Below are 26560 nucleotides of genomic sequence, written 5' to 3'. Positions count from 1 at the left end.
CGCCAGCGTTCGTCCTGAGCCAGGATCAAACTCTCCATAAAAGTGGTGAGTTGATTGCTCAACTGCTGGCGTTGATGTCTCCATCAACTTTCCAAATGCACAGAATGAACTGCGACTTTTTTGTTACTATGAGATACTGTGTATCTCTTCGTACGCTTGGCTTTTGTTCAGTTTTCAAAGAACTCATGATCGCTTGTGGCGACCTTTAATACTTTACCGCAGTTAACTTTGAAAGTCAATAACTTTTTTCTTAAAATGTTTTAACCAACATTGTGTCCCTGTGGCGGTATTAAAGAATATAACACGCCCCGACAAAAGCCGTCAATCATTTATTTATAAATAATAGCTGAAAACGACAATTATTTTCGTTCAGCTAGTGCAAGTGCATACTTAATTCGATCTTGAGGTGCGACAAAACGCTTGTATAACCCGTATATAACCTGGTATTTCTCTCGCATGACACGTTTCACTACTTGATCAATCCGCGGATCCGATAAATCGAGCAAAATCTCTTCCATCTCTCGCTTCAGTAGATATTCAATTTCTCTTGCCTCTTTTGAATCCAACAACATCCCAAGCATACACAGCCACCTCATCCATCAACATAACTTCACACAATAGCTTTAAGTCTTTTCTTATTTGTATCTTTTTATTCATATCTTGTCCGCTTCTGCATAAATTGGGTAGAAACATCAAGAGGGGGACGAGGCGGGTGAAAGGAATCTGGGTAATCAATGGACAAAATTGGAGAGCCGTAACCATTATTATGATAGCCGCCTTTTTTGCAGCTGGTTGGCTATATCTAGAGAGAAACTCAATCAGTGTCTTTACAACCGATAGTGGCCCACAAGCATTTTATCGATCAGAAACAGATGAGAAAAAAGTTGCTTTAACATTTAATGTTAGCTGGGGAGAGGAACGGTTAACTCCTATACTCGACGTCCTTGAAAGCGAAGATGTAGATGAGGCAACATTCTTCCTATCCGCATCGTGGGCCGAGCGTTATCCTGAATTGGCTAGTAGTATTCACGAACGAGGCTTTACTATTGGAAATCACGGCTACCAATATAAAAGCTATGATACGTGGGACCAAACGAAAGTAAGCCAGGATATTCAAAGAGGACAGCAGGTTCTAACCGAACTAGCAGAAACAAAACCAGTGCTGCTACGTCCACCAAACGGCGCTTTTAATCAAGAAGTTCTTGGTATTGCCGAAAAACAAGGGCTAAGTATCATCCATTGGAGTGTTGATTCAAAGGATTACCAAAACCCAGGTACGGATCAAATCATTAAGAATGTATTAGAGCAAACGACGGCTGGTGACGTCATCCTTTTCCACGCCTCCGACACCGTTAAACAAACAGATAAGGCATTACCGGACATTATTAAAGGATTGCGTGACGATGGATTTACATTCTCTTCTATAGAGAGTTTAATGACAGGAGCTGAACCTGAAAGTAGTGAGGTCAAATGAGTATAAACGTCGTACTAGGTATTCAAAACACCTAGTACGGCTCTTTTTTATTTTGGAAATCACTCAATAAAAAAGCCCCGAAGCTATGCTTCAGGACTTGCACTCGTTATGTCTTTGCTGCTTCATTCCCGGTTCCTGTCAAACGATGTAATATTAACAGCTGCCACGTATTTGCAGCTAATAATGGTGCAAAGTAAATCCATAACCATTTAGGGTCATTCGCTGTAAGAGCCGGTACCCATTCAATTGAAGTGACAACAACGATAAAAAACAATGCTGGTATAAAAGCCTGTCGATTGGTGGCTTTTGCTTTTATCGCTGCTATAACTAGTCCATATACTAGCAAGAGTACAGGGATGATCATATACGACCATATACTTTCCCCTTCTTCAGCAAAAGCCATATAGCGTAGATAAAATAAATCAAAGACAACAAAAGCAATAATGACCACTTGAATCCGATTCCATAAACGAACCGACTTAAAAATGCCCAGTCCGAAACGATGTAAGGTCAGATACGCAAAGAATCCCATTTGTGCAATTAAGCTAAAGGCCGCACTAATACCAATCGCCCAGGTTGCTCCCCAGAAAAAGTTAGCAAATCCACCCTCGAGTAATCGAGAAGAGTTCAGAAAACTACCAACGATTCCCCCACTAATACTTCCAACAAGCAACGTACTCCAAAATAAAAAAACTACTTTACGGCTATTCACACGATATCCCCCATTGTATATGTAGCTCCTACTATGCTAATTGTACCAACGAGTTCGACAGGTTTCCACATCTAATATGAAAGCGATGCATATTCTTTTCGATTTCATGTCAAATTAAGCATAGCAGATCCTGAAGGGAGGTATGTGTAATGAACAAAGGTTGCATTGCGCTTGGCCTTAGTATCATCTTACTTTTATCTGGTTGTGCATCGAACGATGGTGGTGACAACTCTGATACAAGCTATGATGGAACCAAAAAAATGATGGTTGATATGCTAAAGACGGATGAGGGAAAACAAGCGATTCATGAATTGATGACGGAAGAAGATATGCGTGAAGAATTTGTTATGGATCAAGAAATGGTGAAAAAGACGATTGAAGATACACTTACATCCGATAATGGAAAAACGTATTGGCAAGAGATCTTAAAAGACCCTGAGTTCGCTAAAACGTTCGCTGAGAGTATGCAGCAAGAAAATGAGAAGATGTTAAAAACCTTGATGAAGGACCCTGAATATCAAGGCATGCTCATGGATGTGTTAAAGGATCCTGAGATGGAAAAGGCCGCAATAGAAATGATGAAAACAAAAGAATACCGGGAGCAATTGAACACGGTTATGAAGGAAAACTTCGATAGTCCTTATTTTCAAGAGAAGCTTAATGAAATGTTAAAAAAAGTAGCAGAAGAGTCTAATCAGTCTAATAAAGAAGAAAATAATGACGACTCACAATAAATCAAAGGCAGCAAAATCACAATGATTTTGCTGCCTTTTTTATTTAACGAAGAGGCTTGTTCATTACTTTTTTGGCTACCTCTGTATAGATGATACCTATCGGATGTTCTGGACCATAGATAGATGGCGCAAAATCATTCTCATCAATTTCTGGCTGACCTAAAGGAATATGGCCTAGCACTTCTGTTTTAAGTTCTTCTGCTAACCTTGTTCCACCACCACGTCCAAAGACGTACTCCCGTTCACCGGTCGTTTTACTTTCAAAGTAAGCCATGTTTTCAATTACCCCAAAGATCTGGTGGTTGGTTTTAATGGCCATTGTTCCAGCACGAGCTGCGACAAACGCTGCCGTTGCATGCGGTGTGGTGACAAGAATCTCCTTCGATTGTGGAATCATCGTGTGAAGATCTAGTGCGACGTCACCTGTGCCTGGCGGTAAGTCCATAATAAGATAGTCTAACTCTCCCCATTCTACTTCGGAGAAAAATTGATTAATCATTTTGCCTAGCATAGGGCCACGCCATATAACCGGTGCATTATCCTCTACGAAAAAGCCCATAGAAATGACCTTTACCCCAAAGCGCTCTACTGGGAAAATCCGTTCATTATGTACAACCGGACGTTCTTCAATGCCCATCATATCAGGTACACTAAATCCGTAAATATCCGCGTCAATAATACCAACCTTTTTCCCAAGACGGGTTAGTGATACGGCTAAATTGACAGAAACCGTCGATTTACCCACTCCACCTTTCCCACTTGTCACAGAGATAAACGTTGTTTTGCTATCTGGAGCAAGGATAGATGGACCTTCAAAGGGCTCTTCCCCAAATCCACCTTGAGCTTCAATCTCTTCTTCTGTTAGATCAGCGAAACGCAAGCCAACAGATGCGGCTCCTTCGCCTTTAAGGATGTTCACTACCTCTTGTTGAATTTCCATTTGATCAGGGGTGCCTGTTCGTGCTAAGGCAATCTTTAAGCTAACATTATTATCATTTATACTAATTTCACGGACTCCGCCAGTTTCAGTAATACTTTTATTTAAATCGCGATCTTTCACGCGGGTGAGCGCTTCCACAATAGCTGCTTCTGTTAACATATTAATCCCCTCTCCTTATACCTGTATCTTGTCTAAGTATAGCATAGAAGCCAAAGAGGCTTAAACCAATTTGGCTGAGCTATTTAGGGGCTTCCTCACCTGAGTAATAACGCAAGATCCCTTGGTAAATGGATGCAGCTACACTTTCTTGATACTCTTCCGTCTCTAAGAGTGCAGCTTCCTCTGGATTTGATAAGAACCCTGCCTCCACTAGCGCACCTGGAATCTTAGCTTCTTTAAGCAAATAAACATGTTGAATCGGCTTGGCTAATCGATTCGTATTCTCCAGGTTACGTACCAATTCATCTTGAATTAATTTCGCGACAACTGAATTCTGCGATTGATTTAGATGGTAGAACGTTTGGGCGCCTCTCCATTTTGGAGAAGGAATCGCGTTCATGTGAACACTAATAAATAAGTCAGCATCGGACTCATTCACTATTTCTGCCCGACGTTTAAGGTCTTCTACCTTACGTGACCGAATTCGCTTTGTTCCCTCTTCAGCCAAGTCGAGATCATCTTCCCTAGTTAATAAAACAATCGCTCCTGCCTCCTGCAAATAATCACGCACCTTCTTCGTTATAGCAAGAGTCGCTTCTTTCTCTAAGTACCCTGCACTAGATACAGCGCCTCCGTCCATTCCCCCGTGCCCTGCATCAAGGACAATCACTCGTTGAGACAACGGCATGTGCCAGCCAATTGATTTATCACTTTGAAGTTGATCTTGTATGATATAAAATAAGGCCGCTGCAAAGAGCGATCCAATAATAACCTTCATCCATTTTAACCGCATGTCTCTCCCCCCTCATCTCCATACATGTATATTGGGACAAGGGTAAGAATATGAGCATGATTTATTAAAAATTAATGTAGCTTCATCCGATATCGTTTGGCCCCCGCTTGAAACCCGCGTTGCCACAATGTATCGACATACACATCACTAGCAATCCCTAACGCATCACCATACCGTTCTCCTTCGAGTATCCAGCATGTCAGTAAATTAAACATATCAAAAGAAAGATCCGTTAATTCATCTTCCGCTCGCACTTTAGCCTGCTGTTCATTTTCACCGTGTTGAAAGAAACGACTATAGTTCGCCCCAAGTAAATAGGCATCAATGCCAATATCCAAACTGGGGTCCACCAAAAATGGTCTTTTGGCATACTCTCTAGGAATGACGGTTTCAAACGTTTCATGAAACTGTTTTTCAATTTCCTTCAACGATATTTCCTGAAGAAGCTTCCGCTCAAAGTTCCAACGTTTCTCCCGTCTTTTATCTGCTAATGTTGTGATGACCTCCACCTTATACAACTCCTCTCGTATAAGTAGTATTTGATGGAATGGTTGTTCACATGCAGTGGAAATCATTCCAGTTAGTAACACAAAAAGCTTCCTCAGCAGGAAGCTTTTCGAGAGAATCTATACAGATGCTTTCCCTTTCACTCGCTTCAGGGTAGCAACAATTAAAAAGCTCACAATGACTAATAATAGCCATGAACTAACTTTACCTAAATGTACAAGACTCCAGACATCCGTTTGATTTGGGTATTGCCACGCTCCAAAAAAGGTAGCGATATTTTCAGCAACCCAGATAAAGAAGCCAATGAGAATAAACGAAAAGGCAATCGGCATCCGGTAACGCTCTTCACCCACCTTATAAGAAACCCACGATCTCCAGAATACGATCATTACAAGAGCTGATAACCACCAGCGAATATCAATCCAAAAATGATGCGTAAAAAAATTAAGGTAAATGGCAGTGGCCACAGGTACAACAAGTAAAAAAGGCGGCCATTTAATTAGTTGGATATCAAGTCTTCTCCAAGCCTGACAAAGATAACTTGCAACACTTGCGTACATAAATCCACTATACAACGGTACCCCCATAATTTTAGAGAACCCATCTTCCGGATACACCCAAGAACCCATATGCACCTTAAATAGCTCAAGAGCCAGGCCAATGACATGAAACAGCGTAATAACTTTTAGTTCATCACGTGTTTCTAGTCCAGAACGCACCATCCAAACCTGCATCAGAAGACAAATGATGAGCAGCCAATCGTATCGAGGCAGAAAGGGAAGCGGGATAACTTGTGTAAGGGCCAATGGAGCAAAGATAACAACAGGAAATAAACAAGACATCGCTTGCTCCCAGCCAAAACGAACAAGCTGCAACACTCCACTTAATGTCCGTGTTTCGACCTTCTGTAAGGTAGCATTCATGAACCATCCTCCTTAGTCCTCATCGTTTTTATATTCTAAAATATCTCCAGGCTGGCATTCTAACGCTTGGCAAATGGCTTCTAATGTAGAGAACCTAATTGCTTTTGCCTTTCCATTTTTCAAAACAGATAGATTAGCCATCGTAATGCCTACCTTCTCTGTTAATTCCGTCACACTCATTTTTCTTTTAGCTAGCATGACATCAATGTGAATAATAATTGCCATGTTGTTCACCTCAGACCGTTAAGTCATTTTCTGATTTTATCTCAATGGCATGTTTGAAGAGCTTCTTCAACACAGCTGCAAACACAGCGATGACTGTAGAAGCAAATAAGATAACTAAGCCAATAACGATAATTCCTGGTGCATCCTCTATCTCTGCCACCGCATATAAGAGTGGTAAGACCGCCACATAAAAGATACTGATGATCACCGCACACGTCATGATAACTGTTAACGCTCGCACCGATAACTCTGAGAATGCCTCATTTTTATCAATCAAGCCGAGAAGTTTAATTGCTTGATACAACGCTACAAAAAACGCAAATGCCGTCAAATATAATCCGATGATCAAAGGAATCCTCCAAAAACTAAGTTCCGGACCAAGTATAGATGTATCACTCGAGGCAATCCTCGGTACCCCAAACAGACACAAAGCAAGCACTGGACTCCCAATTAAAAGAACAGCCATTTTGAGAAAGAGTGTCTCCCTTTTCATATAAAGCACCTCATTCATTTAATATCTATAAAGAATATACCACCTCATTTATCGTTTATCAATAAATAATTAATGATAATAGATAAATCATTTGAGGTCACACAGAAAAAAGACCCCCGTCCAAAAGGATGAAGGTCTTGGTAACGTATATAAGATTTTATGCATAACACCTTTAATCCAATAGCTCTTTTCGCTTAAAGATTTGAATGGATGATATGAGAACAACGATGATCATCGCAATTGTTGTCATAAAAGCTAGCAAGAAACTAGCATCTACTTCTCCTGACAGCAAGGTCTGTCCTGTGTGCTCAATCATTGTAGCCGGACTCCATTTCATATTCTTTCCCAGAATCGAAGTAACCGTCGACAGGGCAAAGACTACAAAGATCGTAACAAACGCGACACTGCCATTTCCTTTCATGATCGTACTAAAAAAGAGCGTCAAAGTCACAACAAAGACTAACCATATGCTGTAGATCACTACACTTTGAAAAATGAGCTCAAACGGAACGGTTTCAATGAGTACATTCGTATAATACCAAGAAGCTGCATATCCGGTAAACAATGAGATGAGTGTAATTGTAACTAAGCCCGCCCATTTCGATACTATATACGAGGAATAAGGAACTGGTTTAATCATAATCATACCTGCTACTCCGCTCTGCCTTTCTGCGGAAACGACACCCATTGCACTCAAAACTAGAATAAGCACACCAAACATCCCGTAATTAGAAAGAACCTGCATTAATACTTCCACCCCAGTAGGAGTAGGCATTTCTAGAATTGTCCCTTCTGGAAGGCCGCCAAAAGTGTCCAATATTTCCTGCATATAATAGGAACTAACCGGCTGCATCACACCTAGCAATATAAAGACAATTGGAATCCATAAAAGTTTATAGTTTCGCGCCATTTCAGTTAATTCTTTTCGATATAGTACGGTCCATTGTCTCATGCCTTCACCACTTTCATAAATAAATCTTCTAGTGTTGTTTGAGATATTTCGAACGTACGTATCGGAAGTTTTCTATCCACGATTTCTTTTAATATGGTTTGCTTCCCATTTTCCATATCGTTTAATACGATGCTGGCTTTATTCCCTTGACTGTTTACTTCGGATACAAAGCTATAACTTGCTATGCTCTCTAGCCAATCGGCAGCCTGTGATTCAAACTCAATTTGTAAAATAGGTTGTCGATACGCATCCATTACACTTTCCAAGCTACCTGATATCGCAATTTCTCCAGCATGCATAATCAAAATGTCGTCACTTATTTCTTCAGCATCGTGAAGGACATGAGTTGAGAAGAGAATGGTTGTGTCTTCTTTAATCTCTCTCATCATGTCCAATACTTCCCGTCTCCCAAGTGGATCGAGTGCTGAAACAGGCTCATCTAATATAAGTAGTTTCGGACGGTGGATTAATGCCTGTGCCAATCCAAGACGCTGTTTCATTCCACCAGAATAACCCCCTATTTTTCTTTTCTTCGCATCCGTTAGGCCCACTCGCTCAAGTAATTCTTCACTTCTTTTTTCTGCTTGCTTACGGCCCAGCTTTGCTAATTGTCCTGCGAAAACAAGAAACTCTTTTCCACTCATCCAATGAAAGAAAGCAGGATACTGAGGTAAATACCCAATATACTCCCTTAAATCCTTTGCTTTCTCCCCTTTAAAATCAATACTGCCTGAAGTAGGTTCCAACAATCCGGATAGCAATTTTAATGTCGTTGTTTTTCCTGCACCATTTGGTCCAAGTAATGACACGCACCTGCCTTCTTCAATATGAAAGTTAATCCCTTTAACAGCATTCGTCTGTCCAAATCTTTTCACTAAATCGTTTGCCAGGAGTAATTCCATTAATCATTTCTCCTTCCAACCACAAAATAAAGCACGGGTCCTATTAAGTTGATAAAGATAATAATAAGGACCCACACCCATTTTGGTCCGTTTGTTTTTTCTTCTCTAAGACAAGAGACTAATGCGATCATCATAAGAATCAATTGCAAGACAAGAATTGGCGCAATCACTGCCCACGGGATTCCATTTAACAGTTCATTCATTTTTCTCCTCCAAATGTTTATTTACACTTAGTACGATTTCGTTCGCCTAATCGTTCACTCTCGAAAAAATAAAAAAGGTCTCAGGAATTTGATCCCGAGACCTTTCTTTTACATATTTTTCTTACAAAGATAAGATATATGATGAGATACATTGGAAATTGAATAAGGCCTAAAAAGCCCCATAACCACGCTTTGTGACCCCTCTTCCGTGCATCCCAGAACATCCATGATCCCTGGCAAATCAGAATGAGTGCAATCACGATCCTTAAAAAAAGCGGTATGCTACTTAGTTCATCTGCAATCATTCATTACTGACCTTCTTTCTAGGTTTGTAAAGAGCTAAGGGCAATAAGATAATTCCTAGTAGCTGAAAATAAAGAAAAAGAATGGGCTGACGATACACAACAGCTATCACAGTTGAAAGCACAAGTATGGCAACAAAGATAAATGCGAGGAGATCTTTCCATTGTTTTTTTCGTATTCTTTTTTTCTCTACTTCAACATGTTGTTGAAACCATTGTAAGTTTGGAGTAGATACTGAATTCCATTGATCTAGCTTGTTTAAACCATCTGTTACTTGCTTAACTGTTAATTCCTCTTCATCATCCAACGTAGAACGATTATTTTTAGAATCATAGTCCTTCAAGCTTTGCCAACTCCTTTCGTACACTTTTTAGACCATTTGAAACTCGAGATTTCACTGTTCCTTCTGCAATGCCCATCATTTGTCCAATTTCCTGATATGAATATCCGTAATAATGCTTTAACACAATTGGCATACGCACTTCTTCATCAATTTGAGCAAGAACATCAAGGACATCTATCCATTCTTCGTTCATATTGGCTGCATTCCACTTCATTTTTCGGAGCGCTTGTTCCTGCTCTAGGTAGTTTTTTTCCCGCTTCTTTCTCCGCTGTTGATCAATGAAAAGGTTCGTTGCTAACGTGATGAGCCACGAGGAAAACTTGGATTCACCATTATACAGATGGATTTTTTCAATACACTTCATCATCGTCTCTTGAGTTAAATCTTCTGCGATTTGGGGATGAAGGGTTACTTTCATTAAATACTTTACGAGGAACGAATAATTCTGTTGTAGCAGTTGCGAAAGAGCCAATGTATCTCCCTTTTTCGCCTTTCGAATTAAACCCTTTTCATCCATGAGATCTACTCCATAAATAATGATATATAGGTAATACGACTAACTAAGAAAAATCGTTCATTTTTTTTCATCAAACCGTTATAAATGTTTTAGTGGGATCTACTTATTCTTCCGTTTGTTCACTTCAATCGTAATGAACTCCGGCAAGTAATCAGGAGTACAGCCTTTTGAAACCATATCACCTTTATACAGACCCGTTTTCTCACCAATTTTCATACAACGCTCTCGATTCTTTTCATCATAAACGCCTATCCAGCCTGCGGTGAAATTCATAGCCCATTGAACTTCCGGTTCTTCCTGCGTAATAGTAGCTCCTATTGCAGATAGCAAGTCTTCGGTGTTATCAGGTGGTGTTTGTCCAGTCCATCTCAATCGCGCTTGATAATACCAAAAAATTCGCCTTTGAAGAGCAGAAGGACTACTTTCCCATGACTCTATCAATGCAATGTTCTTCTTGTTTTTGGTGAGTTGATTAGCCATTAACCAATCCATTAAGTTATTTCGCTCATCAAACGTGTGCGTCTGCATATCCTTATCAAGCACATCTAGCACATCTTGTGAAAGAAGCGTCTTATCCATAATTAAGATGGCTAATAATCTAGGCAAAAATTCTTCTGTTGTCCAAAGCTCCATAGCTAGTTCGTGGTCTTTTTTGATATCCTTCGCGATTTTCCGTAAGTCGCCTAGCTTCGTTTTACTATGGATCTGAGATAGAATATTTTCTGCTTTTGATGATTTATTATGATCCATTTGATACAACTCTCCTTCTTAATGCGCTTTTTTTAATATGCCATTGGTGGAATCTATCTATCACTACATTTCGATATATCTTATTGCATTCAATTTTACCATAAGGAGATGGTAACGAACTGGCTTGCTGGTGTTTGTGGGAATTCACCCAAAAAAAAGCACCAGCAAGATGCCGGTGCTTTAAGTCTGATAGTTCTCTACAAAAGCGATTAAACTTCTCTTCTTCTCATGAAGAACAAGAACACGCCACTTAAAGTAAGTAAAATCCCTGTTAATAAATACATAGGAATTGTAGTGGCCGTTTCCGGTAGTCTGTTACTGTCGTCTGCTGCAATATGGGCAACAACATGATCATCATGATAAGTGAGAGTTACATCATAACCCTCTGCCGTTACATGATCGAATGTACCTTCTACCTTGTCGGCAGTCATTAACGTAATATCTGTAGCTTTATCTATTTCATAAGTAGAGAGATCCAAATTCAGGTCGCCACCATCAAGGTATAACAGCCCATTTGCAATGAGTTGAGTTTCGTCATCATCCATCGCAATATCTAAGGTTCCGGCTTCTATTGTTACGTCACCCTGTACATTCAACGGTTCATCTACATTCACTAAAACTGTACCATTCTCTACGTAAAGGTCGCCTTCGCCAAAAGCAGTCTCAGAAGTAGCTTCTAACGTTCCTTCTTGTAACAATGTGCCCCCTGAATAACTATTATTTCCTGTCAGTGTAAGTGTGCCTGTCCCTTGCTTGGTCAGCATACCGCCGCCAGTGATATCATTTCTCCACCAATCATGAGCATTATATCTTCCTTTTGAAGCATCCATATTCACTGTTACATTGCTTAAAAACTCACCATATCCATCAGATGCTGTGACCAAATCAATTCGTCCCCAACCATTTGATTCATCTATTACAGGGTAGCCTGAATCAATTTCTGTGGTATACAATACTTCTCTACGTTGTTTATCATCCAAATAAGGCTGACGTGTTTCGAGTAGAACTTCTGCCCCTTTAGGTACGACAGGGTCTAACCCTTTTGTGCCTGTTTGAGGTAACCCGTAAGTAAGCTTTTCACGATAGAACGCTTTATTTGCTTCATGATCTTCCCACGCTTCTTCATCGTAGGCATTTTCAAACGTATAATCTTCTGTGACTGTATGTGCATATTCGTACAAGCTCATATCTTTTGATGCAGCTAATTCCCCGAATACATCTCCTGCATTCTGATAAGCCTTATCCAATACTTCTTGATTTTCTGGAAGATTGTATGCATAGGCAGTCATAGCCGTGGACTGTATTCTTCCTCCTATAATATCAAGTGGAGAGTGCATACCGGTCACTACTCTATTTTCTCCCATTTGAGCTGCTCTTGTTAAAAACTCCGCATATCTTTCTGGCGTTGCGTATGCAAATCCAAATGTTGATAAATACGCTGCACTTGTATGCCCGCTTGGAAAGGCTCCGTCTTTACCTCTGCCGTCTTCCGCTATTCTCTTTACATATTCTAACGCAGGGATAATTTTCACATTCGTTTCATATTGCTGGTACTGTCTTTCGCCCGTTGCTTTTTTACCACCTGAAGGTAATTCTTCTTCTGCACTTTCACCACTTCCGATTGTGTCCCAAACAGGCAAGCCATTCTCATCCACAACTTCTTTCACTTCACCATTTGAATCCATTCTGTAAGGTCTTGGAGAAGAATAAAAGTATTTAGAAGGATTAGACGATGACGGATTCCTGAATCTAATTAAATCAACTAAATCCATCGTATCTTCTAGTTCAGACCCTTCCCATTTTCCCATCCCTTGAGATTCGTCTTCTACCGTTGTTTCTTCCAGTAATGTATTCATGTCTTCGGCTGATCTGACAACACTTGTTTTGGGGTTAACGATATCTACGTAGGCATTCGTTAAAGGCCCAAAACCATCCATCATGCTATATATCTTATCTCTTTGATCATCATAATAAGCCTCTAACGCCTCTTGATCCGTTCTATTATTTGTAACCTGCTCTACATATCTGATATTCGCTTCCCACGTCGCTGGATCTCTAATTTCTGTGTTAGCATATGTCTTCTTATCTGCTACTACCTTTGTCTGATCATTTTTATATCCATCAAAATATACGGTAGGTCCGTCACCATAATCTGCAACCTCACCATTTTCACCAGGTACAGTTAAGGCTGTTCCGTCTCTCCACTCTGGCTGATTCATAGACCATACTTGATCAAACCCATCTAGAATATGTATAAAAGGATTAGTCTCAGCAATATTCTTTAATTGATCATCGTCCGCATTTCCACCATGATCCACTGCTGATAAAGCTTGCTCCTCAACAGGCGCATCTGTATTTAATTCTTCAGTTGTCCCTTGTGGCTTTGAAGGTTTTACTAGTTGACTGGCAGCATGAGCAGTATGCTCAAGAGATCCTATAGTTAGCACTGAAAGTAGTAGTATTGTTGATGTTTTTCGCATGAGTTTCATATCTTCTTTTCATTACTCCTTTTTTTGCTGCGTATTTTTAAATCAATTCATACATTAGTTTCATTTTAAGGACTGATTGTTAAACGTATGTAGGGAAAGTGTTAAGATCATAAAATTTCATGTAGAGGTGAAGCGAAGGAGAAAAGAGGAGAGTGATTTCAAAACACACGAAAAAACCCTCCCTGCTCCTAAGAGCAAAGAGGGTAAACATTGATATAGCAAGTATATTAACGTTTTGAGAACTGAGGTGCGCGACGTGCTGCTTTAAGACCGTATTTTTTACGCTCTTTCATACGTGCGTCACGAGTCAGGAATCCAGCAGATTTAAGAGCTGGACGGTTTTCTGGATCTACTTTAAGAAGTGCACGTGAGATACCGTGACGAATTGCACCAGCTTGACCAGTGAATCCACCGCCGTCAACGTTTACGTGTACATCATATTGTCCTACTACATCGATCTCAACAAGTGGTTGTTTAACGATAAGCTTTAGTGTTTCAAGACCAAAATACTCATCTAGAGAACGACCGTTTACTACGATATTTCCATCACCGGGAACAAGGCGTACACGAGCAGTTGAATGCTTGCGGCGACCTGTACCATAATATTGTACTTGAGCCAAAGTAATACCCTCCTATCGATTAACCGCGAAGTGTGTAAACTTCTGGTTTTTGTGCTTGATGTTTGTGTTCGCTACCTGCATATACGTGAAGCTTCATACCTTGAGCACGGCCAAGAGTATTTTTAGGAAGCATTCCTTTTACAGCTAGTTCAATCATACGCTCAGGTTTGTTGTTACGCATGTCGTTAGCAGTTGTCTGCTTAAGACCACCTGGGTGATTTGAGTGACGGTAGTAGATCTTACCGTTCAATTTGTTACCTGTTAGTTGAATCTTAGACGCATTAATGACGATCACGAAATCACCTGTATCAATGTGAGGTGTGAAAGTTGGTTTGTTTTTACCGCGTAGAATTGACGCTACTTCAGAAGCCAAACGACCTAACGTTTGTCCTTCAGCATCAACAATATGCCATTTGCGTTCTACTTGACCTGGCTTTGCCATATATGTTGTACGCATGGATTGTCCCTCCTAAGAACATTATTTCTGTATTCATGTTTCATTGAATGTATATTGGTTACATGTCCATTCCGTAACCCGGGGCTAGTGGGTCTTTAGAATTACCATTTAACATCATATAATATTTCGGTAGTAAAGTCAACACTATCTTGTAAAAACTCTGCCGGGTGTTTCATCTTTCATTTTCCCTTATAAATAAAGGCTTTGCATACGTTACTGACCACAAATAGAGTCCGTGTGCTGGTGCTGTTTTTCCGGCAGCTTTTCGATTCTCAGATGAAATGATCTGAGCCACTTCACTAGGGCTTCGTTTGCCTGATCCAACCTCAAGCAATGTGCCCACAGCGATCCGGACCATATTATAAAGAAATCCGTTTCCTGCGAGAATAAAGTTCAGTTCATCATCATGCTCGGCAATCTCACACTGAGTGATCGTCCTCACCTTATCCTCTACAGACGTATTTGCTGCACAAAAAGAACTAAAGTCATGTGTACCCAGCATATAGCCGCAAGCTTCTCTCATCGCTTCGATATCAAGCGAATGAGGCACATAGTAGGCTCGGTTCCGCATAAAGATATCATCACGACGAATCACCTTATACCGATACTGCTTTCCGGTTGTTGTATACCTGGCATGAAAGTCAGTATCTACATATTGACTGGCGATGATTCGAATGTCTCGTGGAAGCAGAGTATTTAGTGCTTTTGCCCAACGATCGGCTGGAATGCTTAGAGGACTATCAAAGTGAATCACTTGCCCCTTAGCGTGCACCCCAGCATCTGTTCGACCTGAAGCCGAGACTTTGATATCTTGTCCCTTATGCAGCTTCATTAGGGACGTCTCAATCTCTTGTTGTACGGTCCGGCCATTTGGCTGAACCTGGTACCCCGCAAAGTTTGTACCGATGTATTCAATCAGACAAGCAATCCTTTGCATGGAACAGCCTCCTAACTCCGAAGAAAAATAATCCCTACTGTGGTGATGACTGTAAAGCAGATGGTGAGCGTGTCACCTGTTCTCCAGGTTAACTCACGCAGGTAGGTTCTCTTTGCACCCATTTGGTAACCCCTTGCTTCCATGGCCTGAGCCATTGTTTCTGCGCGTTTAAACGACTGAACAATTAATGGTAGCAGCAAGGGATATAAAGCTTTTATCCTCGATAGAACTGGACCTGTTGTTAGGTCGGCTCCCCTAGCGGCCTGAGCACGACTAAGTTTTTCTGTTTCTTGCATTAATATCGGAATATACCTTAGGGCAATAGACATCATTAAGACCATTTCATGTACTGGAACCTTCACTCGTTGAAGCGGTGATAATAGACGTTCCAGTCCATCTGTCAGATCAACTACCTTTGTGGTTAAAGTTAAAAATGAAGCAAACATGAGCAACGTCAGAATTCGTAGCGCTACAAACGAACCTTTTGCCACGCCCCCAGAATATACCGCTACCGGACCAATCGAATATAACTCCGTCCCGTCACGAGTGAAAAACAAATGAAATAAGAAGAAAAAAGTAATAAGGATAAGAACTGGTTTCATGCTCTTCACATAATAATGAACGGGGATACGCGAGAAGAACGCCAGTACAATCGTACTAGCCGCCATGACGAGTAACGTTTGAAACGTCCCTGCCAAAAAGATGACTATGGCTAAGGTAAAGACACAGACAATCTTCGAACGCGCATCCAATTTATGCATAAACGATTGTGCCGGAACGTATTGACCGATGATCGAATAAGACATTACACCCCACCCTTCCCCTTAGTAGAAAGTAGGCGTGTTAAGTATTTAACAACCTCAGATCTTGTTTTAAGGAAGGGCACTTCAGGTAACCCAAATGAATTCTTCACATCGCGCATGAAGCGAATCGTTTCTGGTAACTCTAACCCAATCGATTCAAGCTTTTTCGATTCTGAAAATACCTCTTCTGGTGTGCCACTTAAAAAGACTGCTCCCTTATTCATTACAATAACAAGGTCTGCCAGCCGTAGTGCATCCTCCATATGATGGGTAACAAGAACAGTTGTTTGATTATGCTGCTGATGGTATTCATAGAGCATATTCAAGATAACCTCTCGCCCTTCAGGATCAAGGCCTGCCGCAGGTTCATCCAGAATCAATAGCTCAGGGTGCTGAGCGAGGATAGATGCAATCGCTACCCTTCTCATTTGTCCCCCTGATAGCTGTAATGGAGACACAGGCAATAGTTCAGGAGACAACCCGACCTTAGGAAGTATAGCTTCAGCCCGAGTTTCGGCTTCTTCCTTCGCCACTCCAAAATTGATTGGACCAAACATCAATTCTTTTTTGATGGTCTCCTCAAATAATTGATGCTCTGGATATTGAAAAAGAAACCCTACAGACTGCCGAAGCTTCAGCAAAGATGTACGATTTTTCTTGGGTGTCAGATGAAACGCTCCAGCCCGAACCTCACCCGCTGTCGGTCGAAGTAACCCGTTCATATGCTGTACAAGTGTTGACTTACCTGAACCTGTTGGCCCGATCACAACCGCAAAGCAGCCTGTTGGAATAGTTAGGCTGACACGATGTAATGCTTGGTGCTCAAATGGTGTACCGCCCATATACGTATGGCTTACTTGTTTAAAGGAAAGCTGCATAATTGCTTAATCAACTCCCCTTCCGTACGACATTGACCATGTAAGGGCAGGTCAGCTTTACCTAGTTCTTGCTGAAGCTCCACCACAAAAGGTCGTTTCAATCCCGCCTCTTGAATGAGGTGATCTTCTTCAAACACCTTAAACGGATGGTCATCTGCAACTAGTTGTCCTTCATGAACAATAATCAGACGTTCCGTTTGCATAACTTCCTCCATATCGTGAGTGATCATAACAATGGTCACACCACGCCTGGAGATCTCCGCTAATGCATTCATTACTTCTGTACGTCCTTTTGGGTCCAGCATACTCGTTGCCTCATCAAGGATAATGACGTCAGGCTCAAGTACCATGACACCTGCCAAGGCGACACGTTGCTTCTGCCCACCTGATAATTGATGAGGTGCTTGATCGATTAGATCTTCTAGATCTAACACAGCTACATACTTTCGCATCCGGCTAAGCATCTCTTCACGAGGGATCGCGTAGTTTTCTAGACCAAAGGCTAAATCATCCCATACGGTTGCACCAATAAATTGGTGATCTGGATTTTGAAAGACATAGCCACAGCGCATTCGACCTATTCTATCAGATGCAGAGCTATCGATCTGGTCTCCAGCTAGTAGAATGCTCCCTGAAGTTGGCTGTAGCTGACCGGTTACCAAACGACCTAATGTCGATTTGCCAGAACCATTACGTCCAGCAATCGCCACCCATTCCCCTCGCTTAATACGAATGGACACGTCAGTTAGAACAGATTTAGAAGAGTGAGGGTATTGAAAGCTCACATCTTGGATATCAATAAGAACAGTCATCCACTCACTCCTTTTTTTGAATACAAAAAAGGGCAATAGAGTCAGAGCATGCATGCTCACAGTCTCTCCTGCCCTTAGTCGCCTTATATAAACGTTATAGGTTATACAAGCTCAATGTATACCATTGGTGCACCGTCTCCACGACGCGGTCCAATTTTAAGAATACGAGTGTATCCACCTTGACGTTCCTCGTAGCGTGGTGCGATATCAGCGAAAAGCTTTTGGATTGCATCCTGCTTTGTCTCTGTATTAGCTACCTCACGACGAACAAATGCAGCTGCCTGACGACGAGCATGCAAGTCTCCACGCTTACCAAGAGTAATCATTTTCTCAACGATTGAACGAAGCTCCTTCGCTTTTGCTTCAGTAGTCTCGATGCGCTCGTTGATAATTAGATCTGTAGTAAGATCACGGAATAATGCTTTACGTCCAGCACTATCACGACCAAGTTTTGCGTATGCCATGTGTATTTCCCTCCTTTAACCTGCTGCTTAGAGCAGAGTCCTTAACATGAAAAAATCACCTAACAAAAGCCTGTAAAAAAGCTATTGTTTAAGGTTGCTTATTGTGTTTAGAAGCGAATAAAAGAAACGGCCGGGGCCGGCTTATTCTTCGTTACGAAGACCTAAACCTAGCTCACCCAACTTTTCTTGAACTTCTTCTAATGATTTGCGACCAAGGTTACGTACCTTCATCATGTCTTCTTCTGTTTTGTGTGTCAGCTCTTGAACCGTGTTAATGCCAGCACGCTTTAAACAATTGTAAGAACGAACAGAAAGGTCAAGTTCTTCGATCGTCATCTCAAGTACTTTTTCCTTTTGGTCCTCTTCTTTTTCAACCATGATTTCAGCATTTTGCGCTTGATCCGTTAATCCAACAAAAATATTGAGATGCTCGTTCAGGATTTTAGCACCAAGAGAAACAGCTTCCTCGGGACGAGTGCTTCCATCTGTCCAAACATCAAGGGTTAGTTTATCATAGTTAGTTACTTGACCGACACGTGTATTCTCAACTTGATAGTTTACACGCGCAACAGGAGTATAGATAGAGTCAATTGGAAGAACTCCGATCGGTTGATCGTCATTCTTATTGCCCTCAGCCAATACATAGCCACGACCTCGTTTAGCTAGAAGACGCATGTGCAGATTCGCACCTTTTGTCAACGTAGCAATATGAAGATCTGGATTTAAGACCTCAACATCACTATCGTGAGTTAAGTCACCAGCTGTTACAACACCTTCACCCTGAATGTCGATCTCAAGTGTCTTCTCTTCTTCAGAATAAATCTTTAGAGCAAGCTTTTTCAGGTTCAAAATAATAGTTGTTACATCCTCCACAACGCCTTCAATCGTTGAGAATTCATGTAATACACCATCAATCTGAACAGCTGTTACAGCTGCACCCGGAAGAGAGGATAAGAGAATTCTGCGTAATGAGTTTCCTAGTGTTGTACCATACCCACGTTCGAGTGGTTCAACTACAAATTTCCCATACTTAGCGTCTTCACTAACTTCAACCGTTTCAATATTTGGCTTTTCAATTTCGATCATTAAACAAACCCTCCTTCAAAACGTCGAACTCCGGTAGACCGCATGGATTGCCTAATCGTCATAGGCAAATCCAAACTTTCACCTTCAGGTCAATCGGATTGTGATCGTCTCATCCATTATTGACACTTACAGGAAATCTATACAACTGAGTGATTCCGTTACACTCTGCGACGTTTTGGTGGACGGCAGCCATTGTGTGGAACAGGAGTAACATCTTTAATCATGTTAACTTCTAGTCCAATTGCCTGTAAAGAACGAATTGCTGCTTCACGTCCAGCTCCAGGACCTTTAACAGAAACCTCAATAATTTTCATTCCGTGTTCCATTGCTGTTTTAGCAGCTGCTTCTGCAGCCATTTGTGCAGCAAATGGAGTTGATTTACGAGAACCCTTGAATCCAAGTGCTCCAGCACTAGCCCAAGAAATAGCGTTCCCTTGAGTATCCGTGATTGTCACAATCGTGTTATTGAAAGTAGAGCGGATATGGGCCACACCAGTTTCAATATTCTTTTTCTGCCGGCGCTTTGGACGAGTATTCGTTTTCTTAGCCATAGTTATGTTCGACCTCCTTTACTTATTTCTTCTTGTTAGCTACAGTCCGACGTGGACCTTTGCGTGTACGAGCGTTGTTTTTAGAGTTTTGCCCACGTACTGGCAAACTACGACGGTGGCGAATGCCTCGATATGAACCAATTTCAATTAAACGTTTGATGTTTAGTGAAACTTCACGACGAAGATCCCCTTCAACTGAATGAGCTTCTAATGCTTCACGGATTTTACCAAGCTCTTCTTCTGTTAAATCACGAACTCGTGTATGCTCAGATACACCAGCTTGTGCAAGAATTTGAGAAGCTTTAGTTTTACCGATTCCGAAAACGTAAGTAAGTGAGATAACTACTCGCTTATCGCGCGGAATATCAATACCTGCAACACGTGCCATGCGTTCTGCACCTCCTTATGAATTAACCTTGTTTTTGCTTGTGTTTCGGATTTTCACAAATAACCATTACGACACCTTTGCGTTTAATGACTTTACATTTTTCGCAAATTGGTTTTACCGATGGACTGACCTTCATAACAGATAACCCCCTCCTGTAAGGAAGCGCACAGCCGTAACAAAGCGTTACGCTTATGCTTGTTTGATGTTATTTATACCTATAAGTGATTCGTCCACGTGTCAGATCATATGGAGAAAGTTCAATTGTGACCTTATCTCCTGGAAGAATACGAATAAAGTGCATCCGAATCTTACCTGATACGTGAGCGAGGATTCTGTGACCATTCTCAAGCTCTACACGAAACATCGCATTGGGAAGCGGTTCTACAACCGTTCCTTCTACTTCAATAACATCCTCTTTGACCATGTACTAATGTTCCTCCCTTCAGTAAATCATGTTTATATAAACTAGTACGGAATTCATCATAAAGCAAGTTTCATCAAAAGAGGGTTTTGCCTCTTCAAACAAAAAACCCCTAACATTCCTATAATAACATTAAAGCCAATCAAAATCGACTATTCACCTTACAAAATCAAGCTTTTGTCAAAATTTCATAGCCTGTTTCTGTTATTGCAATCGTGTGCTCATAATGAGCGCACTTTTTGCTATCTACGGTAACAACCGTCCAATTATCTGCAAGTGTTCGGACATACCTAGAACCTGCATTGATCATCGGCTCAATTGCTAGTACCATACCCTTTTTAAGGCGGATGCCTTTACCAGGAGGTCCGTAGTTCGGAATTTGTGGATCTTCATGTAAGTTTTGCCCGACACCATGTCCGACATACTCTCTTACAATGGAGAATCCAAGAGGCTCGGCATAATCCTGAATAGCATGTGAAATATCAGATAATCTAGCACCAGGTTTTGCCTGCTCTAGACCCTTATACAAAGCTGCTTCAGTTACCTCACATAACCGCGAATCATCCTCACTGACTGAGCCAACGGCATAAGTCCATGCTGAATCTCCATGATATCCATTATGATAGGCACCAATGTCCAGACTGATTATATCGCCATCCTTCAGAACCCGCTTACCCGGAATACCATGTACCAGTTCCTCATTTACTGAAGCACATACACTGCCTGAAAATCCGTTATAGTCCTTAAAAGAAGGCACTGCCCCGTGAGATCGAATGAATCTCTCAGCAATTTGATCGAGTTCACCTGTTGTGACCCCTGGCTTGATATGTGGCTTGAGCTCTTGATGAGTCAGTGCCACAATTCGACCAGCTTCACGCATAATTTCTATTTCCCTTTCGGTCTTTAGAATAATCATGCATGGAGTCCCTTTAACAGGGAATCAATCTCTTCAAACACCTGACCAATTTCTTGATCACCATGTATCGTTTGAAGATACTCTTTCTCAGTATAGAAGTCAATAAGCGGCTGTGTTTGCGCAATATTTACCTCTAGACGCTTTTTAACGGTTTCTGGTTTGTCGTCTTCCCTTTGAATCAAATCGCTTCCGTCCACATCATCTTTACCTTCAACCTTTGGCGGGTTGAACAGCACATGATACGTACGGCCAGAAGAAGAAACTCTTCTACCAGTTAAACGATCCATTAGTAATTGCTCAGGAACATGAACATAGAGTACGTAATCTAACGTACGTCCTTGTTCAGCTAGAATTTCTTCTAACGCTTGTGCTTGAGCTACTGTTCTAGGAAATCCGTCTAATAGAAACCCTTTTTTGCAATCGTCCTGAGACAATCGCTCGCGTACTATACCAATTGTGACTTCATCAGGGACAAGGTTACCGCCATCCATATAGGACTTAGCTTCCACTCCTAATTCAGTCTGATCTTTGATTGCAGCTCGGAACATATCTCCCGTCGAAATATGAGGTACCTCATATTTTTTAGAGATCTTTTCTGCCTGGGTTCCTTTACCGGCACCCGGCAGTCCCATTAACATTAGATTCATTACGAGTCCCCTCTCATCCGTTCTCCCGACAACAAGCGAACGGGGTGTGAATACCCCGATGCAAGTTTACTTAATGAAGCCTTTATACGAACGTTTGATTAACTGTCCTTCGATTTGTTTCATTGTATCTAATGCGACACCAACAACGATCAATAATCCTGTACCACCAATTTGAATAGCTGCTGGTAAATTCATTACCTGAATGAAAATAACAGGGATAATTGCGACTGTTGCAAGGAACAACGAACCAACAAAGGTCAAACGGTATAAAATGCGAGTTAAGTAAGTCTGTGTGGTTTTTCCAGGACGGATTCCAGGGATATATCCACCTTGTTTCTTAAGATTTTCTGCCATTTTTTCTGGATTAACCTGAATGAATGTATAGAAATAAGTAAAAGCAATAATTAACGCAACGAACATAACCGCACCATAAGGGTTACTCGGTTCGAAGATATCTACAATTAACCTCGCTGTTGCGTTCTCTGTTCCAAAGAATCCAGCAATTGTACCTGGAAAGTAGAACAGCGCAGATGCGAAGATAACTGGGATAACCCCAGACGCATTTACCTTTAGAGGTAAGTGTGTCGATTGACCGCCCGAAGTTGTTCGGTTGTTCACCTGACGTTTTGCATATTGAACAGGAACTTTACGAAGTGCCTGTTGAACATATATTACTCCTACAACAATCAAAAGAATGGCTACTGCAAGAACCAGCAAAGTAATAATACTTAGGAATAGCTGATCGCCTGCGCCCTCGATCTCAGATGTGTATATCTGGTTTAGACCGTTTGGAATACCTGCTGCAATACCTGCAAATATTATGATAGAGATTCCATTTCCAACACCATTTGCGGTGATTTGCTCACCCAGCCACATAAGAAAAGCTGTACCTGCTGTAAGAACCAGTGCAATAAACAAATATGTCATAATGCCAGGGTTCTGAATCAGACCTGGAGCAAGTGAGTTGAAACCGATTGACATCCCTAATGCTTGAACAAAACCTAAAACGATCGTTCCATAACGAGTTACCTGTGCCAGCTTACGACGCCCTGCCTCACCTTGCTTTGCCCATTCGGTGAACTTAGGTACCACGTCCATTTGTAACAATTGTACAACAATGGATGCTGTAATATATGGCATAATGCCCATCGCAAAAATCGAGAAGTTACCTAAAGCCCCTCCCCCAAAGGTGTTCAAAAAGCCAAATGCATTTGCTTCATCAAAGAAGTTTAGCACCTCACTATTTGAACCAGGGATAGGAATAAAGCTTCCGATCCGAAAAACAACGAGCATAAGAAGGGTGAAGATGACCTTACGGCGCAAATCACCCACTCGGAAAATGTTGGAGATCGTCCGGAACATTAAACCACCTCGGTTTTTCCGCCAGCTGCCTCAATAGCTTCTACTGCTGATGCTGAAAACTTGTTTGCTTTCACAGTTAGCTTTTTCTCAAGCGTACCATTACCAAGAACTTTAATACCAGCCTTCACATTTTTCACTGCTTTAGACTCGATTAGTAGTTCAGGTGTAACCTCTGTACCCGCGTCAAAACGGTTAAGAGTATCAAGACTGATTACTGAGTACTCTTTACGAGTACGGTTTGTGAATCCGCGTTTTGGTAAACGACGGTAAAGTGGATTTTGTCCACCCTCAAATCCTGGACGAACTCCTCCGCCAGAACGAGAATTTTGACCTTTATGGCCTCTTCCACTTGTTTTACCATTTCCCGAACCGATTCCTCGGCCTACGCGATTACGAACTTTACGAGAACCTTCTGCAGGCTTCAACTCATGAAGTTTCAATGTCGACACCTCCTCATTCAAAAATCGTCAATTATGCTTCAATTTCAGTAACAGTTACCAAGTGACTTACTTTGTTAACCATTCCACGAATTGCTACATTATCTTGTTGTACTACTGTTTGATGCATTTTACGTAAACCTAGCGTATTAACGGTAACGCGCTGAGATTCAGGGCGACCAATCAAACTACGCGTGAGGGTAATTTCTAATTTCTTAGCCATTTAAATGTCCCTCCTTATCCTAAGAGTTCTTCTACGGATTTGCCACGAAGTTTTGCAACTTCTTCAGCACGTTTTAGGTTTGACAGGCCTTGGATTGTAGCACGTACCATGTTAATTGGGTTGTTAGATCCCAATGATTTAGATAGGATATCGCCTACACCAGCAAGGTCAAGTACTGCACGAACCGGACCACCTGCGATAACTCCAGTACCTTCAGATGCTGGCTTAAGAAGTACGCGGCCTGCTCCGAAATGTCCTAGAATTTGGTGAGGAAGTGTTGTGCCTACAATTGGAACCTCAATAAGGTTCTTTTTTGCGTCCTCGACAGCTTTACGGATTGCTTCAGGAACCTCCTGAGCTTTACCCATTCCAAAACCAACGTGTCCGTTCTTGTCTCCAACAACAACTAATGCTGCAAAACGGAAACGACGTCCGCCTTTTACTACTTTAGCAACACGGTTAACTGTTACGACTTTTTCTTCAAGTTCTAACGTATTAGGGTCAATACGACGCATTTATTTTCCCTCCTTATCTGTTCTTAGAATTTCAGACCAGCCGCACGGGCTGCATCTGCAAGTGTCTGTACACGTCCGTGATAAATGTATCCACCACGGTCAAAAACGATTGTTTCGTGTCCTTTTTCCACTGCACGTTTCGCTACAAGTGAACCAACTTTTTCAGCTGCTTCTTTGTTAGCACCGTTCTCAAGACCAAGCTCTTTATCAAGTGAAGAAGCTTGAGCTAAAGTTACACGATTCACATCATCGATCAATTGAGCGTAGATGTGTTTCGAAGAACGGAAAACGTTAAGACGTGGACGTTCAGGCGTACCAGTAATGGCGCGACGAACGTGAGCATGTCTTTTCTTACGTGCCTGATTTTTGTTCGGCTTCGTAATCATTGAACGTCATTCCTTTCGCTAGCTAATTAATTATTTACCTGTTTTTCCTTCTTTACGGCGAACATTTTCACCTTCATAGCGAATTCCTTTACCTTTGTAAGGCTCAGGCAGACGGACTGCACGGATGTTAGATGCAAGAGCACCAACAGCTTGCTTATCGATCCCTTTTACAACTACTTTCGTATTAGAAGGAACTTCAACTTCAATACCTTCAGCTGGTACGATCTCAACTGGGTGAGAGTAACCAACGTTAAGAACTAGTTTGTTTCCTGATTTTGTAGCACGGTAACCTACACCTACAAGCTCAAGTCCACGTTCGAAGCCTTTAGTTACGCCTTCTACCATGTTGTTGATCAAGCTACGTGTTGTTCCGTGAAGAGCACGGTGATCTTTGTGGTCCGATGGACGTTCAACCGTAATCTCTTTATCTTCAATGTTAACTTTAATGTCCGGGTGCAAATCGCGGCTCAGTTCACCTTTAGGACCTTTTACTGTAATAAAAGTACCTTCTAGTGTAACTGTAACATCACCAGGAACTTCAATTGGTTTTCTACCAACTCGGGACATACATTACACCTCCATTCGATTCAAACACGCTTCTACCAAACGTAAGCCAGTACTTCTCCACCGACTTGCTGTTGACGAGCATCTTTGTCTGTCATAACACCTTTTGATGTTGATACAAGCGCAATTCCAAGTCCGCCAAGTACACGAGGAAGTTCCCCTGATTTAGCATAGACACGTAGTCCTGGCTTGCTGATACGTTTAAGGCCTGTGATTACACGCTCATTAGTTGAACCGTATTTCAAGAAAATACGAATCACGCCTTGTTTGCTATCTTCAATATATTCGAAATCACGAATGAAACCTTCACGCTTCAAAATATCGGCAATTTCTTTTTTTATAGTTGAAGCTGGCAGCTCAAGCTTCTCGTGACGAACAAGGTTAGCGTTACGAATACGAGTAAGCATATCTGCGATAGGATCTGTCATAACCATGTTTAATTACCTCCTTCCCGTTCTAGGTATTACCAGCTTGCTTTTTTAACGCCAGGAATTTGTCCTTTATAAGCGAGTTCTTTAAAGCAAATACGGCAAAGTTTAAATTTCTGCAATACTGAATGAGGACGACCACATCTTTCACAACGTGTATATTCCTGCACTTTAAACTTAGGCTTACGCTTTTGTTTTGCAATCATTGATTTTTTTGCCAATGTATTCCCTCCTAATCAATAAAAC

At 41.4% G+C, this 26560-nt stretch carries 40 protein-coding genes; 3 read left to right on the top strand and 37 right to left on the bottom strand.

Annotated features, from left to right (window positions below; all coding sequences use genetic code 11):
* Nucleotides 1-209 (top strand): hypothetical protein (locus tag J2S05_RS20285; protein ID WP_306986101.1); only part of this gene is annotated, 209 nt, incomplete at its 5' end.
* A 150-nt stretch (nucleotides 210-359) separates the two neighbouring features.
* Here the strand turns inward: J2S05_RS20285 and J2S05_RS20280 are convergent.
* Nucleotides 360-581 (bottom strand): hypothetical protein, encoded by a 222-nt coding sequence (locus J2S05_RS20280; protein WP_306986099.1) that lies wholly within the window; start codon nucleotides 579-581, stop codon nucleotides 360-362.
* 131 nt (nucleotides 582-712) lie between these two features.
* Between J2S05_RS20280 and pdaB the strand changes: the two genes are divergently transcribed.
* Nucleotides 713-1474: a polysaccharide deacetylase family sporulation protein PdaB gene (gene pdaB / locus J2S05_RS20275; RefSeq protein ID WP_306986097.1), complete on the top strand. Its 762-nt coding sequence runs from the start codon at nucleotides 713-715 to the stop codon at nucleotides 1472-1474.
* Between the two features lie 106 nt (nucleotides 1475-1580).
* Here the strand turns inward: pdaB and J2S05_RS20270 are convergent, their stop codons facing one another.
* On the bottom strand, nucleotides 1581-2186 hold the full coding sequence (locus tag J2S05_RS20270; RefSeq protein WP_306986095.1) for a KinB-signaling pathway activation protein: 606 nt from the start codon (nucleotides 2184-2186) through the stop codon (nucleotides 1581-1583).
* 149 nt (nucleotides 2187-2335) lie between these two features.
* On the opposite strand from J2S05_RS20270, the gene gerD reads away from it, so the two are divergent.
* A complete protein-coding gene (gerD, locus tag J2S05_RS20265; RefSeq protein WP_306986093.1) occupies nucleotides 2336-2920 on the top strand; it encodes a spore germination lipoprotein GerD in 585 nt (194 codons plus the stop codon).
* 43 nt (nucleotides 2921-2963) lie between these two features.
* On the opposite strand, the gene J2S05_RS20260 is transcribed toward gerD, so the two are convergent.
* The 35 genes from J2S05_RS20260 to J2S05_RS20090 all read right to left on the bottom strand — a co-directional run bounded on the left by J2S05_RS20260 (nucleotide 2964) and on the right by J2S05_RS20090 (nucleotide 26535).
* Nucleotides 2964-4019, bottom strand: a complete 1056-nt coding sequence (locus tag J2S05_RS20260; RefSeq protein WP_306986091.1) for an Mrp/NBP35 family ATP-binding protein — start codon at nucleotides 4017-4019, stop codon at nucleotides 2964-2966.
* Nucleotides 4020-4098: 79 nt separating this feature from the next.
* Nucleotides 4099-4812, bottom strand: coding sequence for an N-acetylmuramoyl-L-alanine amidase CwlD (gene cwlD, locus J2S05_RS20255; RefSeq protein WP_306986090.1), 714 nt, complete (start codon nucleotides 4810-4812; stop codon nucleotides 4099-4101).
* Between the two features lie 71 nt (nucleotides 4813-4883).
* Nucleotides 4884-5321 (bottom strand): DUF2521 family protein, encoded by a 438-nt coding sequence (locus J2S05_RS20250; protein WP_306986088.1) that lies wholly within the window; start codon nucleotides 5319-5321, stop codon nucleotides 4884-4886.
* Between the two features lie 117 nt (nucleotides 5322-5438).
* A complete protein-coding gene (locus tag J2S05_RS20245) occupies nucleotides 5439-6242 on the bottom strand; it encodes a DUF817 domain-containing protein (protein ID WP_306986086.1) in 804 nt (267 codons plus the stop codon).
* A 12-nt stretch (nucleotides 6243-6254) separates the two neighbouring features.
* The gene (locus J2S05_RS20240; protein ID WP_306986084.1) at nucleotides 6255-6467 is read right to left on the bottom strand and encodes a helix-turn-helix domain-containing protein; all 213 of its coding nucleotides are present in this window, start codon (nucleotides 6465-6467) and stop codon (nucleotides 6255-6257) included.
* Nucleotides 6468-6477: 10 nt separating this feature from the next.
* Entirely contained in the window at nucleotides 6478-6960 is a 483-nt protein-coding gene (locus J2S05_RS20235; protein WP_306986082.1) for a DUF2975 domain-containing protein, read from the bottom strand.
* 172 nt (nucleotides 6961-7132) lie between these two features.
* The gene (locus J2S05_RS20230) at nucleotides 7133-7912 is read right to left on the bottom strand and encodes an ABC transporter permease (RefSeq protein WP_306986080.1); all 780 of its coding nucleotides are present in this window, start codon (nucleotides 7910-7912) and stop codon (nucleotides 7133-7135) included.
* Nucleotides 7909-8814, bottom strand: a complete 906-nt coding sequence (locus J2S05_RS20225) for an ABC transporter ATP-binding protein (protein ID WP_306986078.1) — start codon at nucleotides 8812-8814, stop codon at nucleotides 7909-7911. Before J2S05_RS20225 ends, J2S05_RS20230 begins: the two co-directional genes overlap by 4 nt.
* Nucleotides 8814-9017: a PLD nuclease N-terminal domain-containing protein gene (locus tag J2S05_RS20220; RefSeq protein ID WP_306986076.1), complete on the bottom strand. Its 204-nt coding sequence runs from the start codon at nucleotides 9015-9017 to the stop codon at nucleotides 8814-8816. The genes J2S05_RS20225 and J2S05_RS20220 overlap by 1 nt, the downstream gene beginning before the upstream one ends.
* Before the next feature lie 301 nt (nucleotides 9018-9318).
* Entirely contained in the window at nucleotides 9319-9663 is a 345-nt protein-coding gene (locus tag J2S05_RS20215) for a YxlC family protein (protein ID WP_306986074.1), read from the bottom strand.
* Nucleotides 9650-10180, bottom strand: a complete 531-nt coding sequence (sigY, locus tag J2S05_RS20210; protein ID WP_306986072.1) for an RNA polymerase sigma factor SigY — start codon at nucleotides 10178-10180, stop codon at nucleotides 9650-9652. The genes J2S05_RS20215 and sigY overlap by 14 nt, the downstream gene beginning before the upstream one ends.
* Before the next feature lie 99 nt (nucleotides 10181-10279).
* On the bottom strand, nucleotides 10280-10930 hold the full coding sequence (locus tag J2S05_RS20205; RefSeq protein WP_306986070.1) for a DNA alkylation repair protein: 651 nt from the start codon (nucleotides 10928-10930) through the stop codon (nucleotides 10280-10282).
* Between the two features lie 209 nt (nucleotides 10931-11139).
* On the bottom strand, nucleotides 11140-13410 hold the full coding sequence (locus tag J2S05_RS20200; protein ID WP_306986068.1) for a phosphatase PAP2 family protein: 2271 nt from the start codon (nucleotides 13408-13410) through the stop codon (nucleotides 11140-11142).
* 236 nt (nucleotides 13411-13646) lie between these two features.
* Entirely contained in the window at nucleotides 13647-14039 is a 393-nt protein-coding gene (rpsI, locus tag J2S05_RS20195) for a 30S ribosomal protein S9 (protein WP_143850491.1), read from the bottom strand.
* 19 nt (nucleotides 14040-14058) lie between these two features.
* Nucleotides 14059-14496 (bottom strand): 50S ribosomal protein L13, encoded by a 438-nt coding sequence (rplM, locus tag J2S05_RS20190; protein WP_306986065.1) that lies wholly within the window; start codon nucleotides 14494-14496, stop codon nucleotides 14059-14061.
* Between the two features lie 172 nt (nucleotides 14497-14668).
* Nucleotides 14669-15433 (bottom strand): tRNA pseudouridine(38-40) synthase TruA, encoded by a 765-nt coding sequence (gene truA, locus J2S05_RS20185; RefSeq protein ID WP_306986064.1) that lies wholly within the window; start codon nucleotides 15431-15433, stop codon nucleotides 14669-14671.
* Between the two features lie 11 nt (nucleotides 15434-15444).
* Complete coding sequence (locus J2S05_RS20180; protein ID WP_306986062.1) at nucleotides 15445-16239, bottom strand: energy-coupling factor transporter transmembrane component T family protein; 795 nt, start codon at nucleotides 16237-16239, stop codon at nucleotides 15445-15447.
* On the bottom strand, nucleotides 16239-17114 hold the full coding sequence (locus J2S05_RS20175; RefSeq protein WP_306986060.1) for an energy-coupling factor transporter ATPase: 876 nt from the start codon (nucleotides 17112-17114) through the stop codon (nucleotides 16239-16241). The genes J2S05_RS20180 and J2S05_RS20175 overlap by 1 nt, the downstream gene beginning before the upstream one ends.
* On the bottom strand, nucleotides 17090-17926 hold the full coding sequence (locus J2S05_RS20170) for an energy-coupling factor transporter ATPase (protein ID WP_306986058.1): 837 nt from the start codon (nucleotides 17924-17926) through the stop codon (nucleotides 17090-17092). Before J2S05_RS20170 ends, J2S05_RS20175 begins: the two co-directional genes overlap by 25 nt.
* Nucleotides 17927-18027: 101 nt before the next feature.
* Nucleotides 18028-18390, bottom strand: a complete 363-nt coding sequence (gene rplQ, locus J2S05_RS20165) for a 50S ribosomal protein L17 (RefSeq protein WP_306986056.1) — start codon at nucleotides 18388-18390, stop codon at nucleotides 18028-18030.
* Between the two features lie 141 nt (nucleotides 18391-18531).
* On the bottom strand, nucleotides 18532-19476 hold the full coding sequence (locus tag J2S05_RS20160) for a DNA-directed RNA polymerase subunit alpha (RefSeq protein WP_203090909.1): 945 nt from the start codon (nucleotides 19474-19476) through the stop codon (nucleotides 18532-18534).
* A 158-nt stretch (nucleotides 19477-19634) separates the two neighbouring features.
* Nucleotides 19635-20027 (bottom strand): 30S ribosomal protein S11, encoded by a 393-nt coding sequence (gene rpsK, locus J2S05_RS20155; RefSeq protein WP_306986053.1) that lies wholly within the window; start codon nucleotides 20025-20027, stop codon nucleotides 19635-19637.
* A gap of 22 nt (nucleotides 20028-20049) precedes the next feature.
* A complete protein-coding gene (gene rpsM / locus J2S05_RS20150; protein ID WP_306986052.1) occupies nucleotides 20050-20415 on the bottom strand; it encodes a 30S ribosomal protein S13 in 366 nt (121 codons plus the stop codon).
* A 22-nt stretch (nucleotides 20416-20437) separates the two neighbouring features.
* Nucleotides 20438-20551, bottom strand: coding sequence for a 50S ribosomal protein L36 (rpmJ, locus tag J2S05_RS20145; RefSeq protein ID WP_143850501.1), 114 nt, complete (start codon nucleotides 20549-20551; stop codon nucleotides 20438-20440).
* 69 nt (nucleotides 20552-20620) lie between these two features.
* Entirely contained in the window at nucleotides 20621-20839 is a 219-nt protein-coding gene (gene infA / locus J2S05_RS20140; RefSeq protein ID WP_306986049.1) for a translation initiation factor IF-1, read from the bottom strand.
* Between the two features lie 166 nt (nucleotides 20840-21005).
* Nucleotides 21006-21752: a type I methionyl aminopeptidase gene (gene map / locus J2S05_RS20135; protein ID WP_306986047.1), complete on the bottom strand. Its 747-nt coding sequence runs from the start codon at nucleotides 21750-21752 to the stop codon at nucleotides 21006-21008.
* Complete coding sequence (locus J2S05_RS20130) at nucleotides 21749-22399, bottom strand: adenylate kinase (RefSeq protein WP_306986046.1); 651 nt, start codon at nucleotides 22397-22399, stop codon at nucleotides 21749-21751. Before J2S05_RS20130 ends, map begins: the two co-directional genes overlap by 4 nt.
* Before the next feature lie 66 nt (nucleotides 22400-22465).
* Nucleotides 22466-23761 carry a preprotein translocase subunit SecY gene (secY, locus tag J2S05_RS20125; protein WP_306986044.1) on the bottom strand — a complete coding sequence of 432 codons (1296 nt, stop codon included), beginning with the start codon at nucleotides 23759-23761 and terminating at the stop codon, nucleotides 22466-22468.
* On the bottom strand, nucleotides 23761-24201 hold the full coding sequence (gene rplO / locus J2S05_RS20120) for a 50S ribosomal protein L15 (RefSeq protein ID WP_306986042.1): 441 nt from the start codon (nucleotides 24199-24201) through the stop codon (nucleotides 23761-23763). Before rplO ends, secY begins: the two co-directional genes overlap by 1 nt.
* A gap of 31 nt (nucleotides 24202-24232) precedes the next feature.
* Nucleotides 24233-24421: a 50S ribosomal protein L30 gene (gene rpmD, locus J2S05_RS20115; RefSeq protein WP_306986039.1), complete on the bottom strand. Its 189-nt coding sequence runs from the start codon at nucleotides 24419-24421 to the stop codon at nucleotides 24233-24235.
* Between the two features lie 14 nt (nucleotides 24422-24435).
* Nucleotides 24436-24936 (bottom strand): 30S ribosomal protein S5, encoded by a 501-nt coding sequence (rpsE, locus tag J2S05_RS20110; RefSeq protein WP_143850508.1) that lies wholly within the window; start codon nucleotides 24934-24936, stop codon nucleotides 24436-24438.
* Nucleotides 24937-24959: 23 nt separating this feature from the next.
* Nucleotides 24960-25322: a 50S ribosomal protein L18 gene (rplR, locus tag J2S05_RS20105; RefSeq protein ID WP_306986037.1), complete on the bottom strand. Its 363-nt coding sequence runs from the start codon at nucleotides 25320-25322 to the stop codon at nucleotides 24960-24962.
* A gap of 30 nt (nucleotides 25323-25352) precedes the next feature.
* Nucleotides 25353-25889 carry a 50S ribosomal protein L6 gene (gene rplF, locus J2S05_RS20100; RefSeq protein ID WP_306986035.1) on the bottom strand — a complete coding sequence of 179 codons (537 nt, stop codon included), beginning with the start codon at nucleotides 25887-25889 and terminating at the stop codon, nucleotides 25353-25355.
* 32 nt (nucleotides 25890-25921) lie between these two features.
* A complete protein-coding gene (rpsH, locus tag J2S05_RS20095; RefSeq protein WP_306986034.1) occupies nucleotides 25922-26320 on the bottom strand; it encodes a 30S ribosomal protein S8 in 399 nt (132 codons plus the stop codon).
* Between the two features lie 29 nt (nucleotides 26321-26349).
* Complete coding sequence (locus J2S05_RS20090; RefSeq protein WP_306986032.1) at nucleotides 26350-26535, bottom strand: type Z 30S ribosomal protein S14; 186 nt, start codon at nucleotides 26533-26535, stop codon at nucleotides 26350-26352.
* Nucleotides 26536-26560: the final 25 nt, after the last annotated feature.

Origin of the sequence: Alkalicoccobacillus murimartini (genome assembly GCF_030813245.1) — a bacterium.
Lineage (GTDB): Bacteria > Bacillota > Bacilli > Bacillales > Bacillaceae_D > Alkalicoccobacillus > Alkalicoccobacillus murimartini.
This window is presented reverse-complemented; position numbering and strand designations above follow the sequence as displayed.

Bases quoted from the DNA above. Each gene is read 5' to 3' on its own strand.
- J2S05_RS20280 (WP_306986099.1), bottom strand. From the start codon at position 581: ATGCTTGGGATGTTGTTGGATTCAAAAGAGGCAAGAGAAATTGAATAT.
- gerD (WP_306986093.1), top strand. From the start codon at position 2,336: ATGAACAAAGGTTGCATTGCGCTTGGCCTTAGTATCATCTTACTTTTA.
- J2S05_RS20260 (WP_306986091.1), bottom strand. From the start codon at position 4,019: ATGTTAACAGAAGCAGCTATTGTGGAAGCGCTCACCCGCGTGAAAGAT.
- cwlD (WP_306986090.1), bottom strand. From the start codon at position 4,812: ATGCGGTTAAAATGGATGAAGGTTATTATTGGATCGCTCTTTGCAGCG.
- J2S05_RS20245 (WP_306986086.1), bottom strand. From the start codon at position 6,242: ATGAATGCTACCTTACAGAAGGTCGAAACACGGACATTAAGTGGAGTG.
- J2S05_RS20240 (WP_306986084.1), bottom strand. From the start codon at position 6,467: ATGGCAATTATTATTCACATTGATGTCATGCTAGCTAAAAGAAAAATG.
- J2S05_RS20235 (WP_306986082.1), bottom strand. From the start codon at position 6,960: ATGAAAAGGGAGACACTCTTTCTCAAAATGGCTGTTCTTTTAATTGGG.
- J2S05_RS20230 (WP_306986080.1), bottom strand. From the start codon at position 7,912: ATGAGACAATGGACCGTACTATATCGAAAAGAATTAACTGAAATGGCG.
- J2S05_RS20225 (WP_306986078.1), bottom strand. From the start codon at position 8,814: ATGGAATTACTCCTGGCAAACGATTTAGTGAAAAGATTTGGACAGACG.
- J2S05_RS20220 (WP_306986076.1), bottom strand. From the start codon at position 9,017: ATGAATGAACTGTTAAATGGAATCCCGTGGGCAGTGATTGCGCCAATT.
- sigY (WP_306986072.1), bottom strand. From the start codon at position 10,180: ATGGATGAAAAGGGTTTAATTCGAAAGGCGAAAAAGGGAGATACATTG.
- J2S05_RS20205 (WP_306986070.1), bottom strand. From the start codon at position 10,930: ATGGATCATAATAAATCATCAAAAGCAGAAAATATTCTATCTCAGATC.
- J2S05_RS20200 (WP_306986068.1), bottom strand. From the start codon at position 13,410: ATGCGAAAAACATCAACAATACTACTACTTTCAGTGCTAACTATAGGA.
- rplM (WP_306986065.1), bottom strand. From the start codon at position 14,496: ATGCGTACAACATATATGGCAAAGCCAGGTCAAGTAGAACGCAAATGG.
- truA (WP_306986064.1), bottom strand. From the start codon at position 15,433: ATGCAAAGGATTGCTTGTCTGATTGAATACATCGGTACAAACTTTGCG.
- J2S05_RS20180 (WP_306986062.1), bottom strand. From the start codon at position 16,239: ATGTCTTATTCGATCATCGGTCAATACGTTCCGGCACAATCGTTTATG.
- J2S05_RS20175 (WP_306986060.1), bottom strand. From the start codon at position 17,114: ATGCAGCTTTCCTTTAAACAAGTAAGCCATACGTATATGGGCGGTACA.
- J2S05_RS20170 (WP_306986058.1), bottom strand. From the start codon at position 17,926: ATGACTGTTCTTATTGATATCCAAGATGTGAGCTTTCAATACCCTCAC.
- rplQ (WP_306986056.1), bottom strand. From the start codon at position 18,390: ATGGCATACGCAAAACTTGGTCGTGATAGTGCTGGACGTAAAGCATTA.
- J2S05_RS20160 (WP_203090909.1), bottom strand. From the start codon at position 19,476: ATGATCGAAATTGAAAAGCCAAATATTGAAACGGTTGAAGTTAGTGAA.
- rpsK (WP_306986053.1), bottom strand. From the start codon at position 20,027: ATGGCTAAGAAAACGAATACTCGTCCAAAGCGCCGGCAGAAAAAGAAT.
- rpsM (WP_306986052.1), bottom strand. From the start codon at position 20,415: ATGGCACGTGTTGCAGGTATTGATATTCCGCGCGATAAGCGAGTAGTT.
- rpmJ (WP_143850501.1), bottom strand. From the start codon at position 20,551: ATGAAGGTCAGTCCATCGGTAAAACCAATTTGCGAAAAATGTAAAGTC.
- infA (WP_306986049.1), bottom strand. From the start codon at position 20,839: ATGGTCAAAGAGGATGTTATTGAAGTAGAAGGAACGGTTGTAGAACCG.
- map (WP_306986047.1), bottom strand. From the start codon at position 21,752: ATGATTATTCTAAAGACCGAAAGGGAAATAGAAATTATGCGTGAAGCT.
- J2S05_RS20130 (WP_306986046.1), bottom strand. From the start codon at position 22,399: ATGAATCTAATGTTAATGGGACTGCCGGGTGCCGGTAAAGGAACCCAG.
- secY (WP_306986044.1), bottom strand. From the start codon at position 23,761: ATGTTCCGGACGATCTCCAACATTTTCCGAGTGGGTGATTTGCGCCGT.
- rpmD (WP_306986039.1), bottom strand. From the start codon at position 24,421: ATGGCTAAGAAATTAGAAATTACCCTCACGCGTAGTTTGATTGGTCGC.
- rpsE (WP_143850508.1), bottom strand. From the start codon at position 24,936: ATGCGTCGTATTGACCCTAATACGTTAGAACTTGAAGAAAAAGTCGTA.
- rplR (WP_306986037.1), bottom strand. From the start codon at position 25,322: ATGATTACGAAGCCGAACAAAAATCAGGCACGTAAGAAAAGACATGCT.
- rplF (WP_306986035.1), bottom strand. From the start codon at position 25,889: ATGTCCCGAGTTGGTAGAAAACCAATTGAAGTTCCTGGTGATGTTACA.
- rpsH (WP_306986034.1), bottom strand. From the start codon at position 26,320: ATGGTTATGACAGATCCTATCGCAGATATGCTTACTCGTATTCGTAAC.